The organism is Nocardioides hankookensis (assembly GCF_042658885.1).
Taxonomy (GTDB): Bacteria; Actinomycetota; Actinomycetes; order Propionibacteriales; family Nocardioidaceae; genus Nocardioides; species Nocardioides hankookensis.
Map to the genome: position 1 here is coordinate 206,393 of NZ_JBHSRJ010000003.1, position 14,869 is coordinate 221,261.

Genomic DNA, 14,869 nt, shown 5'->3' on the forward strand with positions numbered 1-14,869 from the left:
TCAGTCCTCCCTCTCCTGCTTGAGCATGGACCGGACGTACGGCGCGGTCAGGAGGACCGTCAGCACGAGCATGAAGATCGCGACGGCCGCGGCCATGCCGAACTTCCCGCCCCCGATCCCGAGCCGGTAGATGTAGGTGCCGAGCAGGTTGGTGTCGCGGGTGGAGCCGCCGGCCTGCTGGAGGATGTAGATCTGGGTGAAGACGCGCAGGTCCCAGATCACCTGGAGCAGCGCGACCACGAGCAGGACCGGGCGGATCGCCGGGAAGACGATGTGGCGCAGCCGGCCACCCGCCCCGGCGCCGTCGATCTCGGCCGACTCCATCAGCTCCTCGGGGACCTGGGTGAGCGCGGCGTACACGGTGAACGCGACGAACGGCACGCTCATCCACACGACGATCACGGTCGCGACGAAGAAGAAGGAGAGCGGCTGCAGCAACCAGGGGTGGCCCTCGTAGTCGAAGCCCAGCTTGGTGAGCGCGTAGTTGATGACGCCGTAGTTGGTGTCGAAGAGCCACTGCCAGACCGTCAGCGAGGCGACCACCGGCATCGCCCAGGCGAGCAGGAGGCCGGTCTGCAGCAGCAGCCGCACCCCCTTCGCCATGTGCCGCATCAGCAGCGCGAGCCCGACGCCGATCACCATGGTCGCGGCGGCGTTGACGAGGCAGAAGACAAGGGAGCGGAGGGTGACCCGCCACAGGTAGGGGTCGGTGACCAGCTCGCGGTAGTTGTCGACGCCGACCCACTCGGGCGGCTTCCCGAACTGCTGGGCCAGCCCGTAGTCCTGGAAGGACAGGATCACCTGGCGCACCAGCGGGTAGCCGAGGGCGACGACGAGGGCGACCGTGGCCGGGACCAGCAGCAGGTACGGGAACGACGTACGCCGGGCACGGGGCGGCTTATCGACGGTCTGGTCAGTCATCACGATCCTCCTTCCGACCGGTCCGGTCGTACATGGTGGGCATGCCACGGCCGGGGCGGCGGTTCACACCGCCCCGGCCGGGTGCTGCTGGGTGTTGCAGGTGGCTGGGTCAGCCGTTGATCTGGTCGTTCATCTGCTCGTCGGCCTTGGCGGCCAGCTCGGCGGGGTCGCCGCCCTGGGCCAGGCCGCTGAACAGGTCCTCGAGGACGCGCGAGCCCTCGACGTTGGCCCAGCCCGGCGCGGCCGGGGTGAGCTTCGCGTTGGACGCGGCGGCGATCGTGGCCTGGGCGAACTCGTCGTCACCGAGGAGCGGGGCGAGCGAGTTGAGGGCGGGCGTGAGGCCGGCCTTCGCCATGATCGTCTGGTAGTCCTCGCTGAGCATCAGGGCGACGGCCTTCTGGGCCAGCTCCTGGTTGGCCGACTTGGCCGCGATCGCGATGTCCGAGCCGCCGAGGAGGACCGGGGCGGGCTGGCCGTCGCTGCCGGGGAGGGCGAAGACGCCGATCTCCTTGCCGTAGGTGTCGGGGCAGCCGGTCTTCGGGTCCAGGATCAGGCCCTTGATCCAGCCGGGGGCCGAGACCATGCCGATCTCACCGGCGCAGAACGGCGTCCACGAGTCGGCCTCGTTGCCGTCCTTGGCCGCACCCGAGGCCTCGGTGAAGAGCTTCTGCGCGGTCTCGAGACCGGCGATCGACTCGGGGCTCTCGAGGGCGCCCGACCACTCGTCGCCGTCCGCCGTCGCCAGGTCGCCGCCGGCGTCCCAGATGAAGGCGGCGCCGTTGCGCCAGTCCTGGCCCGGGAACCAGAAGCCGGAGAAGTTGGCCGGCTTGGCGTTGGCCTGCTTCAGCTTGATGGCGTCGTCGATGAACTCGTCCATCGTGGTCGGTACGGCGGTGATGCCGGCGGCCTTGAAGAGGTCCTTGCGGTAGAAGACGTACTTCGAGCCGGCGTAGTACGGCACGGCGTACGTCGAGCCGTCGACGGTCGCGCCGTCGACGAAGCCCTGGAGGAGGTCGTCGCCGCCGAGGCTGTCGAGCTGGTCCGTCATGTCGGAGAAGGCGCCGGCCGACGTGAAGGTCGGGGCCTGCGTGTTGCCGATCTCGACGACGTCCGGGGTCTCGGACTCGCTGGAGAGCGAGGTCGTGAGCTTCTCGACGAGGCCGTCCCACTCCTGCTGCTCGATGGTCAGCGTGGAGCCGGGGTTCTCCTCCTCGAAGGTCTTCTTCAGCCAGTCCCGCGCCTCCTGCGGGGTGTCCGTGCCGTTGAGCCAGACGCGGATGTCCGCCGTCTTGGGTCCGTCGCTCGACGCGTCGCCGTCGCTGCTGTCACTGCCGCAGGCGGCCAGGCTCGCCACGGCCATCGTGGCGATGGCCGCGACCGCCGCAGCGTTCCTGAGGGGCTTCTTGATGCGCACCGCTGTTTCCTCTCGTCGAGCTTCTGCTGATGTGGTGGTGGGTGGTGATGGTGGTCCCGAGATGGGGGTCGTCAGGAGACGCCGAGCTGTCCGGCGAGGACGAGGACGGCAGCACCGACGAGGACCACGTCCTCGCCGAGCGTCGAGGTGCGGACCACGAGGCCCGCCGAGCTGACCGGCATGGTCCGCACGCGGATGCTCCGGTCGGCCGCCTCCAGGAGCGGGCCGTCGAGCAGCTCCTGCGGGCCGCTCAGCACCAGCTCGTGCAGGTTGAGGGTCCCCACGACCGGCGCCAGTGCAGCCCCGAGCTGCTCACCGACGCCGCCGAGGACCTCCGCCGGGTCCGCCCCCTCGGCGAGCCGCCGCCGCAGGTGCGGGACCGCGAGGATCGTCTCCAGGCAGCCCGTGCGCGAGCACGCGCAGCGCTCGCCGTCCGGGTCGACCACGACGTGGCCGATCTCGCCGGCCGCCCCGAGGTGGCCGTGCAGCAGCGAGCCGCCGAGCACCAGACCGGCACCGACACCGGTCCCGACCCGGAGCACCATCAGGCCGCCGTCGCCGGAGGCGCCGAAGGTGTGCTCGCCGAGGACGGCGGTGTTGGCGTCGTTCGCGACGAAGACCGGGACGTCGTACGCCGCGGTCAGGCTGGCGGCGAGCGGGGTGTCGCTCCAGGCCAGGTTGGGCGCGTCGATGACGGTGCCGTGGGCGTCGACGACGCCGGGGCTGCCGACGCCGATGCCGAGCACGGGGCGGTCGGTCATCGCGATCAGGGCGGCCGCGAGCTGGTGGACCAGGGCGACGGCGTCCTCGCCGACGGCCCCGCCGAGCGGCAGCTCGTGGCGGGCCTGGACCTCGCCGGCGAGGTTGATGACCGCACCGGTCATCCGGTCCGTCGCCGACAGGTCGATGCCGATGATGTGGGTGGAGTCCGCGGCCAGGCCGACCAGCGTCGGCGGCTTGCCGACCCGGCTCTCGGCGGGGGCCCCGAGCTCCTCGACCAGCCCGTCCGCGACCAGCTCGCCGACCAGGTCGGAGACCGTGACCCGGGTCAGACCGCTGGTCCGCGCCAGGTCCGCGCGGCTGGCCGGACCCTCGCGGAACAGCTGCTGGAGCAGCAGCGACCGGTGGTGGCGACGGGCGTCCTCCTGGAGGAGCTTGCCGCGGGGCCGGAGCTGCCGGCCCACCGGTGAGGTCGTGGTCACGTTTGTTAGTTCAGCGCACTTACTTATTCTTCGTCAAGCGTTTCGGCAGAATTCGCCCGTCACGAGTTGGTCTCGGCGGCGATCAGGGGACGAGCGAGGGCCGGTCCGGCAGCGCCAGCGTGAGGACGGCGTCCTCGATGAGCGGGTGCTGCTCGATGTCGGTCTCCACCTGCCGCAGGCGGATGGCGAGGTGGTCCTCGGTGTCGTCGCCGACCAGGTCGACGGCAGCGACGACGAAGAGCCGCGCCGGCCCGACGTACTCGAGGTGCAGGTAGGTGAGCCGCTCGATCTGGGGGTGCTCGAGCAGCCCGGCGATCACCCGCGATCGGGTCTCGGGGGTCGGCGCCTCCCCGAGCAGGTAGTCCATGTTGCGGCGGATCAGGAAGACCGCGACCAGGGCGAGCAGCACGCCGATCGCTATCGAGGCGACCGCGTCGAAGATCCCGTTGCCGGTCAGCTGGTGCAGCCCGATCCCGGCGCCCGCGATGAAGATGCCCAGCAGCGCCGAGAAGTCCTCGAAGAAGACCGCGCGCAGGGTCGGGTTCGAGGTCTGCGCGACGTAGCGCAGCGGGTGCATCGCGAGTCGCTGCGAGGCGCCGTGGACCTGGCGGCTGGCCTGGACGAACGACGTGCCCTCCAGCAGGAACGCGATGCCGAGCACGACGTAGTTGACCAGGTAGCTGGTCTCCTCCGACTCGCTCGTGAGCTGCGTGACGCCGTGCCAGATCGACACGACCGCACCGGCGGTGAAGAGGCCGAAGGCCGCGATCATCGACCAGGCGTACGTCGCGCGCCCGTAGCCCCGGGGGTGCTCCTCGTCGCGCGGTCGGCTGCCGCTGCGCTCGGCCACCAGCAGGAACACCTCGTTGCCCGAGTCGGCCCACGAGTGGGCGGCCTCCGCCACCATCGCGGCCGAGCCGGTGAGGACGGCGGCCGCCGTCTTGGCGATGGCCAGGAGGGTGTTGGCGGCGAGGGCGATGACGACGGTCAGGAGGGACTCCCCACCGGTCGGAGCGGCTGGGACGTCGCTGGAGGCCATGACGCCCAGTATCCGCCCGGCCCGTACCGTCGAGGACATGCGTCGCGCCTTCCCCGCCCTGCTGCTGCTCGCGGCCGCCGTGCTCGCCGGCTGCAGTGACGCCGAGCCGGCGCCCGCACCCGCACCGGCGGAGACCACGGGCAGCCCGACGGCGGCGCCGACGGCGTACGACCAGTACGTCGCGCTCGGCGACTCCTACACCGCGGCCCCGCTCGTCCCGCCGACGGACACCAGCACCATCTGCCTGCGCTCGGGCGTCAACTACCCCGCCCTGGTCGCCACCGCGATGCCGGGGACGCGGCTGACCGACGTCAGCTGCAGCGGGGCGGGCACGGTGCACATGACGACGCCCCAGCAGGGCATGACCGGCACGGTGCCGCCGCAGTTCGACGCCCTCACACCGGGCACCGACCTGGTGACGATCGGCATCGGCGGCAACGACGAAGGCCTCTTCGGCGCCGTGCTCGGGGCCTGCACGAAGCTCGCCACCGCACCGCCCGGCAGCACCTGCGTCGACCAGCTCCAGCAGACCGCCACGGCCACGTTGGCCCGGATCCGCGCCAACGTGGCCGGGGTGGTGGAGGGTGTCCGCCAGCGGTCGCCGGAGGCCCGGATCCTGGTCGTCGGCTACCCGCAGATCGTCCCGGGGTCGGGCACCTGCGAGGACCTGCCGCTCGCCGCGGACGACTATCCCTTCGCCCGCCAGGTCAACGAGGGCCTCACCCAGGCACTGCAGGACGCTGCCGCGGACACCCAGGTCGAGTACGTCGACGTGTGGGGTCCGAGCGCCGGGCATGACATCTGCTCCGACGTCCCCTGGATCAACGGCCGGGTCACGTCCGCCGACCGCGCGCTCGCCTACCACCCGCTCGCCGTCGAGCAGCAGGCCGTCGCCGGGCTGGTCGTCGACGCGCTCCAGCGCGGGGAATGATCCGAAGGTTCACCCACATCGGGCCAGTTCAGAGGCCGAATTCGCGCTTACGATGCTGAAATGCTGCGTACGCCGGGCGCTCGGACCCGACCCCACAGTCGTCCCCTCGACGCCCGGATCGGGGTGCTCGCCGCGGCCGCGCTGGTCGCTGCGATGCTCACGGTCGTCCCGCTCCCGCAGTCGCTGACGCCGCGCGCGGATGCCGTCGCCGCCCTCGACATCTCCCAGTCGATGCCGGGCAACACCCTCATCGGCAGCGAGACTCCGGTCACCGTCACGGCCCGCAACACCGGCGACACCACGGCGTACAACCTCGCGCTCACGGTGACCGTCCCGCTCGGCATCAGCGTCTCGTCGTCGGACCAGGCGCCGACCCGCTCCTTCGCCACCACCGACGCCGGTGGCACGCCGACCGGGACGGCGTACGTGTGGGAGAACCTCGTCGACATCAAGCCGACCAGCTTCTACACGTTCCACTACTCGCTCCAGCACGAGACCACCGGGCCCGACGCGTGGAGCGTCAACGACACCGTCCAGCCCGTCCCGGTGCGCGGCGACGTGAGCGACGACGACAGCGTGATCCCACAGGTCAACCCGAGCGGCGGCGACCCGGTGACACCGGTCGTCACCGACAGCGACCACAACGACTCCGCGACCGGGTCGACCACGCTGGTCCCGATCCTGCTGACGAAGTCCGAGCCCTCCCCCGAGAACGAGCTGCTCCGCGGCGTGCACGACCACCAGACCGTGTACACCCTGTCGGCCCAGAGTGGCGACGAGGCGGGCGTCGTGGTGACCAACATCGAGGACTGGCTGCCTGCCGGCCTGGAGTTCCTCGGCTGCGGCGACGTGGACAACTCCTCGGGCGTGGAGTACCCCGGCGCCGGGTCGCTGATCCAGGGCACCGACCCCGGCAGCACGTGCCAGGACCCGGCCACGGTCGAGACCGTCAACGCCGACCCGGACGGCGCCGGGCCGCTGGCGTCGGGCGTCTACACGCACGTCGTGTGGACCGTCAGCGCCACCTTCGCCGCCAACGAGACCAAGACGCTCACGTACGTCGCGGGCATCCCGCAGCGCGAGAACACGACGGCGTGGCCCGGCGCGACCCCGGCGAACAACGGTCCGCAGGCGGCCAACCTGGACAACAACACCGGCGCCTACACCACCCAGGTCGGCGACGGCACGACGTACACCAACCACGCCGTGGTCGACGCGTCGTTCGACTCCGGCTCCGGTCCCGAGTCGGCGAGCGTCACGGCCGACGAGACCGTGCAGGCCGTCGACCTGGCGCTCCAGAAGGTCGTCGACACCCCGACCATCGAGCAGGGCGGCATCTCCACGTGGACGCTGCGCTTCCGGAGCTCGGAGTACGTCGTCGACGCCGGCATCACCGGCCTCGGCGTCACGGACACCACCCCGGACGGCACCTGCCCGATCGACACCGTCGACCACGGTGGCGCGGGCTGTACCAGCCTCACCAGCCCTGGCCCGAGCCTCGCCTACAAGACCCCCGGCGGCTACGCCTACGACGCGAGCACCGGCAAGACGGCGCTGTCATGGGATGTGTCCTCGCGGACGTTCGGGCCCAACGAGACCGGCCAGATCTCCTTCTCGACCGTCGCGCTCCAGAAGTACCACAACGGCCAGAACGTCCAGGCCAACGACAGCTGGGTCAACACGACCGCGTTCACGGCGAACGCCGAGACCTTCCGGCAGTTCGGGCCGCTGGGTCCCACCGACAACCCTGTCGTGACCGACGACTCCTCACGGGAGCAGGCGGGCACCGCGGTGCAGTTCACGAAGGACGTCGGCGTCCCGGGCGACGGGCAGCAGTGCGACGACGGCTCGGCGATCACGTGGGACCCGGACCTGGCCGACGGCGTGGGGCCCGGTGACCGGGTCTGCTTCCGATTGACCGCGATCGCCCCCGACTACCTCAACACCGGCGACGTGTCGCTCGTGGACTTCCTGCCACCGGGCTTCCGCTACGAGTCCTCGGCGCCTGGCACGGACAACGAGGTGCCCGCGCTCGAGGTGCCCGCACCCACCGTCACCGGGACGCCGGCGAACGGGCAGCGCGTGGCGTACTCGCTCCGCGGCAACCTCGACGTCCAGCCGGCGCAGACCGCCCAGGTGATCCTGTCCGCGGTCCTCGACGGAGGCTCCACCCCGGACCTCGGGACCAACGGCACCGAGATCACCAACAACGCCCGCTACTCCTTCCAGAACAGCAACGGCGAGGTCTTCGTCGTCCCGGACTCCGCGAGCATCGGGTTCGAGGAGGCGCACGTCACGCTGACCAAGGGCATCAGCCAGGTGACGAAGGCCGCCGACCCGGGCAACCCGATCGACTACAGCCCACCGACCGACCCGGCGCGCGACGTGGTCGCCGGGGACCAGGTCACCTACGCCGTCACCGTCACCAACACCGGTGAGCGTGCGGCCACCGACGTGGACGTGTGGGACCTCCTGCCCCGAGGTGTCAGCACACCCACGCCGCCTGACGCCACGTGCGCGCAGATCGACGTCGAGGACGGCGCCTGCTCCCAGGCCGACGGACGGATCGAGTGGACGGTCCCGACGCTCGCCGCGACAGGCGAGCCCGGCGACACGGTGGTCCTGCACTACACCTGGACGCTGCCGGGGACCGTGTCGATCGCCGAGCAGTGGACCAACCACGCCGGCGTCGTGCAGTACCAGGCCGCCGACAACAACGGTGGACCGTTCACGTACGTCCCCCGGGACAACATCGACCCGGCCGGCCACCCCTCGGGCACCTGGAACACCGACCGCGCCGACGACACGGCCAACGTCTTCAGCCCCGGCATCACGCTCACGAAGTCGCGCACCACGTCGGTCGACGAGCCCGGCAACGACCCGGACGACCAGGCCACGATCGGCGAGGTCATCACCTACACCCTCGACACCCGCCAGCCCGCCGGCACGTCCGTCGACAACTACCGACTCGAGGACGACCTCGTCGGCACCGGTCAGACCTTGGTGCCCGGCAGCGTGCGCGCCGCGGCCGTCACGGCGACCCCGCCGGGGTCGCCGTGCACCTACCCGACGCCGTTGCCCGCTCACCCGGAGTTCGAGAACGGCAACGGCATCCTCGTCACCGACACGGGCATCGTGACGCCCGCGGACACCGATGCGTGCCTGCGGCTGACCTTCCAGGCGGTTGTCGAGGACGTCCCGGACGACCCCGGCGAGCCGCTCAACACCCGGCCGAACAGCGTCACCAACACCGCTGACCTCACGTACGACGTCGACGTCGACAACGACGGCACTGTCGACGGCAGCGGGGACGTCCACGCGTCGGTCGACACCCAGGTCGTCGAGCCCGACATCGCCATCGACAAGCGGTCGACCAACACCTCGGCGGCGCAGCCGGGCAGCACGGTCACCTACCAGCTGGTGGTCACCAACAACTCCGGCACCGCCGTCTCGCGGGCGCACGACATGGTCGTGACCGACGACTTCGGCACCATCCCGACCTCGGGGGTCATCGCCGGCGGCAACCCCGACAACGGCAATGTCGCGGGAACCACGATCACCTGGAACGCCACCACCACGCCCGCGCTGCTCGGCCTGGATCCGGGCGAGTCGGTCACCCTCAGCTACACGATCCGGCTCAACACGGGCCTCGACGCCGGCACCACGTTCACCAACGGCGCGCGCGTCACCACGACGTCGCTCACCGGCACGCCGGCCGGTGAACGCTCGGGCCGCGACGCCGGCGGGTGCTCGGACGCGGGCACCTGCCCGGGCTACGTCGACACCGACTCGGTCACCCTCGAGGTCGCCGGTCCGTCGATCACCAAGGACACCACCACCCCTCTCGTCACCGTGGGCGACACCGCCCGCTACGTCGTGCGCGCCACGTTCGGGGCGGGCCTCAACTTCGGGCCGTCCCGGGTCGTCGACGACCTCGCCGGCGGCGACACCACGTTCGTCCGCACCGTCAGCGTCGACTGCGCGAACTGCTCCGCGGCCGAGCTCGCGCAGATCGACACCCCCGAGGACAACAACACCGACGTCACCGACACCCCGACCTGGGAGCTCGGCGACCTGCCCGCCGTCAGCTACGCCCGCGTCTACGTCATCACGTACGACGCCCGGGTCGAGGAGCAGAGCCCCACCGCTCCCCAGGCCGGCGACAGCCTGACCAACACGGCGACGCTCAGCTACACCACCAACCCGGCCGACACCCAGTCCGACGACGCGACGATCGAGATCGCGGAACCGTCGGTCACGCTGGTCAAGAACGTCCAGACCAACATCGACACCGGCTTCCGGCACACCACCGCCGGCACCCCGGCCCGCGGCGAGACCGGCGGCACGGTCACCTACCGGCTGACACTCACCAACGGCAGCACCAACTGGCCGGCGTACGACGTGCACGTCGAGGACGAGCCCGACACTGTGCGCACGACGAGCTGTGCCGCCGACACGGCAGTGCCGCCGCAGGTCTCGGTGCCGACCGGCGGGATCACCGCCGGGAGCAACTACTCGGTCGAGGACGGCACCCTGTCGAACGCCGGCGACTGGTGCCTGGGCTTCGACATCCCGGTGATCCTGCCTGGCCAGTCGGTGACGATCACCTACACCCTCGATGTCGCCGCGGACTTCCCGCTCACCTCTCTCCAGAGCGGGCCGGAGCTGGTCAACACCGCGACCATCACGCAGTACTTCGGACTCCCGACCGCCGACCGGGCAGGCAACCCCGACGTCCGCGACTACCCGCAGCCCGGTGACACCGGCATCACCGACGACGGCCACGTCAACCTCGACGGGGGACGGCTGGGCGACCTCGTGTGGCTCGACCTCGACCGCGACGGGACCCAGGACCCGGGCGAGCCGGGGATCCCCGGCGTCGACGTCACCGTGACCTGGGCTGGACCGAACAACGACACGGACTACACCGACGGCGACGAGGTCGTCTACAACCGCACGACCGACGCGAACGGCCTCTGGTACACCGACGACACCGACGACCCGGACACGCTCCTGCCCGCCGGCAACTACCGGGTGGAGGTCGACACCTCCACGCTTCCGCCCGGCCTGGTGAACGTGTTCGACCCTGACGGCACGGCTCCGACGAATCGTTCCGAGGTCAACCTGCCCGACGCGGCCGAGAACCTCGACCAGGACTTCGGCTACGACGGCGACCTCTCGCTCGGCGACACGGTCTGGTTCGACATCGACCGCAGCGGGACCCAGGAGGCCGACGAGCCCGGGATCAACGGCGCGACCGTCTCGCTGCTGTGGGCGGGCTTCGACGGCGACTTCTCGACGACTGCCGACAACGTCGCCTTCCCCGACACGGTCACGGCCACCGTCGGCGCCGACCGCGGCCGCTACACCTTCGACCAGCTGCCGAGCGGCGACTTCCGCGTCACCGTCGGATCCGGGGCCGGTGTCGGCCTCCAGCCCACCTACGACTATGACGACGGGACCGACGATCCCGATGGCGTGGCCGTGCGTACCCTGACGACCGCATCAGTCACCGACGTCGACTTCGGCTACGCCGGCACCGGACGGGTCGGCGACACCGTGTGGTTCGACACCGACGCCAACGGCGTGCAGGCCGCGGACGAGCCCGGGATCTCCCAGGTCGACGTCGCGGTGCACTGGGCGGGCTTCGACAACACCTTCGGCAACGCCGACGACATCACCGTCACACGCACCACCAACGCGCTCGGCAGGTACGGCGTGAACGGCATTCCCGCCGGTCAGGTGCGGGTCACCGTCGTGCCCGGGACGCTCCCCGGCGGACTGACCGCGACGTACGACCGCGACGGCACGACGGTCTCACCGGACGGCGACACCACGGTGACCCTGCCTGCCGGTGGCTCGATCCTGGACATCGACTTCGGCTACCGCGGCGTCCGCACCGTCGGGGACCTGGTCTGGCTCGACGTGGACGGCGACGGCAACGGTCCCGACTCGACGACGGGTGCCGACCCGACCGAGCCGGGCATCGCGGGGCAGCGGGTCCGGGTCGTCTGGGCCGGCCGCGACGGTGACCTGTCGACCGCCGCCGACAACGTGGTCCTCGGCGCCGTCGACACCGGCGTGGACGGCCGCTGGACCGTCGACGGGGTGCCCACCGGCACGGTGAGCGCCACACTCGTCGGGGCGCCCGCCAACACCCTGCGCGTGAGCCACGACAACGAGGGCGCCCTCGACGGGGTCGGGATCGCCACCGTCGGGGCCTCCGACAACCTGACCTACGACTTCGGCCTGGCCGGCACCGGGTCGCTCGGTGACACGGTCTGGCTGGACTTCAACAGGGACGGCGTCGTCGGTCCCGGCGAGCCCCGGCTGCCGGACGTCGACGTCCAGGTCACCTGGGCCGGCTTCGACGGCGACCTCGCGACGGCCGGCGACAACGTCGACTTCGGGACGTACACGACGGACGCCGACGGCCTCTACCTGGCGGAGGACCTTCCGCCCGGCCGGTACCGCGCCACCGTCGACCCGGGCACGCTGCCCGGCGGCGTCGTCCCGGCGTACGACCTCGACGGCATCAGCAGCCCGAACACCGCCCAGCGCGTGCTCGCGCAGGCGGAGAACGCACGCGACGTCGACTTCGGGTACGCCGGCGAGGGCCGGATCGGCGACTTCGTCTGGTGGGACCTCAACGGCGACGGCGTCCAGGACCCGACCGAGCCCGGGCTCACCGACGTCGGCGTGACGCTCGACTGGGCCGGCTTCGACGGCGTCTTCGGCAACGCGGACGACGGACGGCTGACGACCGCGACCGGCCCCGAGGGCGGCTACCTCTTCACCGGCCTGCCGGCCGGCGACTACCGGGTGACGGTCACCCAGGCCGACCTGCCGGAGGGCGTCCACCCGACGGCCGACCCGGACGGCGGTGACGACTCCACGTCCGCGCTGACGCTGGCCGGTGGCGCGAGCAACCTCGACCAGGACTTCGGCTACGTCGGCGACTCCGAGATCGGCGACCTCGTCTGGCGCGACACCAACCGCGACGGCACCCGTCAGGCCGACGAGAAGGCGCTGAAGGGCGTCGGGATCACGGTCCGCTACCTCGGGCCCGACGGTGTCGAGGACACCGACGACGACGTCGTCATCCAGCAGGTCACCGGCAACCCGCCGAGGACCGAGGCCCGCGCCCGCGGGGGCGAGCCGACCGGCGACGACCCGTTCTACCTGGTCGAGGGCCTGGCGCCCGGCAAGTACGCCGTGACGCTCGACGGCGACACGGTGAAGGCGCCGGACGCGCCGATCTCGGACCTGGACGGCGGGAACCCGACGATCACCCACCTGACCCTCACCGACGATCCCGAGCTCGACGCGGACTTCGCCGTGTTCCAGAACGACGTCCCGACCTTCGACGGCGGCGGCGCTGCGGGGGCGGGCATCTCGGTCGAGTGCGACGGCAGCGTGCGGCTCGACCCGTTCGCCTTCGTGACCGACGCCAACGGCGACCGGCTCCGCGTGGTCAAGGGCTCGATCGAGGTGCCGGCCGACGTGGTCGCGAGCCTCAACGACAACGGCAGGCTCGTCGTGTCGACCAGCGGCGAGGAGGACTTCACGGTCCGCTACCAGGTCGCCGACGGTCGCGGCGGCGTCGTCGACGTGGCGATCCCGGTGGAGGTGACGACCGAGTGCGCGGGTGGCGACGACGGCGGCCTGCCCGGCAGCGGGTCGGACGTCGCGCCGTGGATGGTCGGCCTCGGCGTCGGGCTGGTCCTGGTCGGCGCCGGTGCGCTGGTCCTCGGGCTCCGCAGGCGCCGCCAGGCCTGAGCCGTCGACTCAGGCGCGGTGGACGAGCCGGCCCGCGACCACGGTCGCGGCGACCGGCATCGTCCGCAGCGCCGTGCCGAGGGAGGCGGTGTCGGCCTGGTCGAGGTCGCGCAGCAGCGGGTCGCGGTCGATCAGCGCGACGTCACCGCGTGAGCCCGGGGCCACGGTGGGCTGACCGTCGACCGAGGTCGCCAGCGCCTCGCGCACGGTGAGGGCCTGCTCGCCGTGCCACGGCCCGCGCTCGTCGGCGCTGCGGTGCACGGCGGCCGCCATCGCCAGCCACGGGTCGAGCGGCGAGACCGGTGCGTCCGAGCCGAGCGCGAGCTCGACCCCGTCGTCCAGCATCCAGCGGAAGGCGAAGCACCGCTCCGAGCGCTCGCCCCAGATCTTCTCGGTGAGGTCGCGGTCGTCGAGCAGGTGCGCGGGCTGCACGCTCGCCCGGATGCCGAGCTCGGCCATCCGGCGTACGTCGTCGCGCCGCGCCATCTGGGCGTGCTCGATCGACCCGCGCGCGCCGGTGTCGGCGTACGCCGCGAGCGCCTCCTGCACGGCCGCGTCGCCGATCGCGTGCGTGGCGACCTCGAGGCCGGCGCGGTGCGCCCGGCCGAGCTGCTCGCGCAGCTCGTCGCCGGAGAGGTTCGGCTGGCCGGCGGGGTACTCGAGGCGGTGCGCGTCGCCGTACGGCTCGCAGCACCAGGCCGTGCGGGTGTTGAGCGAGCCGTCGCTGATGATCTTCAGCGGGCCCATCGTCAGCCGCGGGTCGTCGGCCAGCGGGTCACCGGTGCGCCAGCCCGCCTCGATGACCTGGTCGAGCAGGTGGCTGTACGTCGCCGCGCGGACGCGCAGCAGGTCGCAGCCCTGCGCCCACCGCTCGACCCACTCCTCGACGCCCGCACCGAACTCGAAGTCGACGAGGCCGGCGATCCCCCGCGCGGCGGACTCGTCGAGCATCCGCCGGTAGGCCTCGGGCGAGGTGCCGTCGTTGCCGACGAGGGTGGCCAGGCGCGGGTACGCCGCGAACCACTCGGTCTCGCGGACGACCGAGTCGCGGACCGGCATCGCGAGGTGCAGCAGCGCGGTGGTGTTCAGCCAGGCGTGGTGGCCGTCGCCGCTGATCAGAACGACGGCGGTGTCGCCGGAGACCGCGTCGAGCTCGGACACCGTGACCTCGCGGTCCCAGCCCGCCGAGCGGTGACCCCAGCCGATGACGGGCAGGTCGGGGTACTCCGCGATCCGCTCGGCGACCGCCCTGATCGCGTGCTCCGGCGACCGCGCGCCCGCGAGGTCGAGCCGCTGGGAGGAGAGCGTCCACTGCGCGAGGTGGGTGTGCTGGTCCCAGAGCCCCGGGATCGCCCACCGGCCCTCGGCGTCGAGCTCCTCGACGCCGTCCGGCCGCTCCAACCCGGCGTCGACGGCGCTGACCACGCCGTCCCGGATCGCGATGTCGACGGGCGCGTCGGGGGCGGTCTCCCCGGCCCCGAGCGGGACCAGGCGGGCGTTGCGGATCAGCAGGCTCGTCATGTCGCGCACGCTAGCGCGGCCGCCGGGGGGGTCACGCCGGGGGTGAGCCGCAAGTTTCATCG

The 14,869-nt window shown here is 71.8% G+C and carries 7 protein-coding genes; 2 read left to right on the forward strand and 5 right to left on the reverse strand.

Features of this window, described 5'->3' with window-relative positions:
• The 4 genes from ACFPYL_RS06175 to ACFPYL_RS06190 form a co-directional block, all read right to left on the reverse strand.
• Complete coding sequence (locus tag ACFPYL_RS06175) at positions 1-921, reverse strand: carbohydrate ABC transporter permease (RefSeq protein ID WP_379151742.1); 921 nt, start codon at positions 919-921, stop codon at positions 1-3.
• A gap of 109 nt (positions 922-1,030) precedes the next feature.
• A complete protein-coding gene (locus ACFPYL_RS06180) occupies positions 1,031-2,335 on the reverse strand; it encodes an extracellular solute-binding protein (protein ID WP_379151744.1) in 1,305 nt (434 codons plus the stop codon).
• A 71-nt stretch (positions 2,336-2,406) separates the two neighbouring features.
• Positions 2,407-3,537 (reverse strand): ROK family protein, encoded by a 1,131-nt coding sequence (locus ACFPYL_RS06185; RefSeq protein ID WP_379151747.1) that lies wholly within the window; start codon positions 3,535-3,537, stop codon positions 2,407-2,409.
• An 82-nt stretch (positions 3,538-3,619) separates the two neighbouring features.
• Positions 3,620-4,576 (reverse strand): cation diffusion facilitator family transporter, encoded by a 957-nt coding sequence (locus tag ACFPYL_RS06190; RefSeq protein WP_379151750.1) that lies wholly within the window; start codon positions 4,574-4,576, stop codon positions 3,620-3,622.
• A 37-nt stretch (positions 4,577-4,613) separates the two neighbouring features.
• Between ACFPYL_RS06190 and ACFPYL_RS06195 the strand changes: the two genes are divergently transcribed.
• Together ACFPYL_RS06195 and ACFPYL_RS06200 are read left to right on the forward strand one after the other, a co-directional pair.
• The gene (locus ACFPYL_RS06195) at positions 4,614-5,507 is read left to right on the forward strand and encodes an SGNH/GDSL hydrolase family protein (RefSeq protein ID WP_379151753.1); all 894 of its coding nucleotides are present in this window, start codon (positions 4,614-4,616) and stop codon (positions 5,505-5,507) included.
• A gap of 60 nt (positions 5,508-5,567) precedes the next feature.
• On the forward strand, positions 5,568-13,286 hold the full coding sequence (locus ACFPYL_RS06200; RefSeq protein WP_379151756.1) for an SdrD B-like domain-containing protein: 7,719 nt from the start codon (positions 5,568-5,570) through the stop codon (positions 13,284-13,286).
• Between the two features lie 9 nt (positions 13,287-13,295).
• Here the strand turns inward: ACFPYL_RS06200 and ACFPYL_RS06205 are convergent, their stop codons facing one another.
• Positions 13,296-14,807 carry an amidohydrolase gene (locus ACFPYL_RS06205; protein WP_379151759.1) on the reverse strand — a complete coding sequence of 504 codons (1,512 nt, stop codon included), beginning with the start codon at positions 14,805-14,807 and terminating at the stop codon, positions 13,296-13,298.
• Between the last annotated feature and the right edge of the window lie 62 nt (positions 14,808-14,869).

Bases quoted from the DNA above. Each gene is read 5' to 3' on its own strand.
- ACFPYL_RS06200 (WP_379151756.1), top strand. From the start codon at position 5,568: ATGCTGCGTACGCCGGGCGCTCGGACCCGACCCCACAGTCGTCCCCTC.
- ACFPYL_RS06190 (WP_379151750.1), bottom strand. From the start codon at position 4,576: ATGGCCTCCAGCGACGTCCCAGCCGCTCCGACCGGTGGGGAGTCCCTC.
- ACFPYL_RS06195 (WP_379151753.1), top strand. From the start codon at position 4,614: ATGCGTCGCGCCTTCCCCGCCCTGCTGCTGCTCGCGGCCGCCGTGCTC.
- ACFPYL_RS06205 (WP_379151759.1), bottom strand. From the start codon at position 14,807: ATGACGAGCCTGCTGATCCGCAACGCCCGCCTGGTCCCGCTCGGGGCC.
- ACFPYL_RS06175 (WP_379151742.1), bottom strand. From the start codon at position 921: ATGACTGACCAGACCGTCGATAAGCCGCCCCGTGCCCGGCGTACGTCG.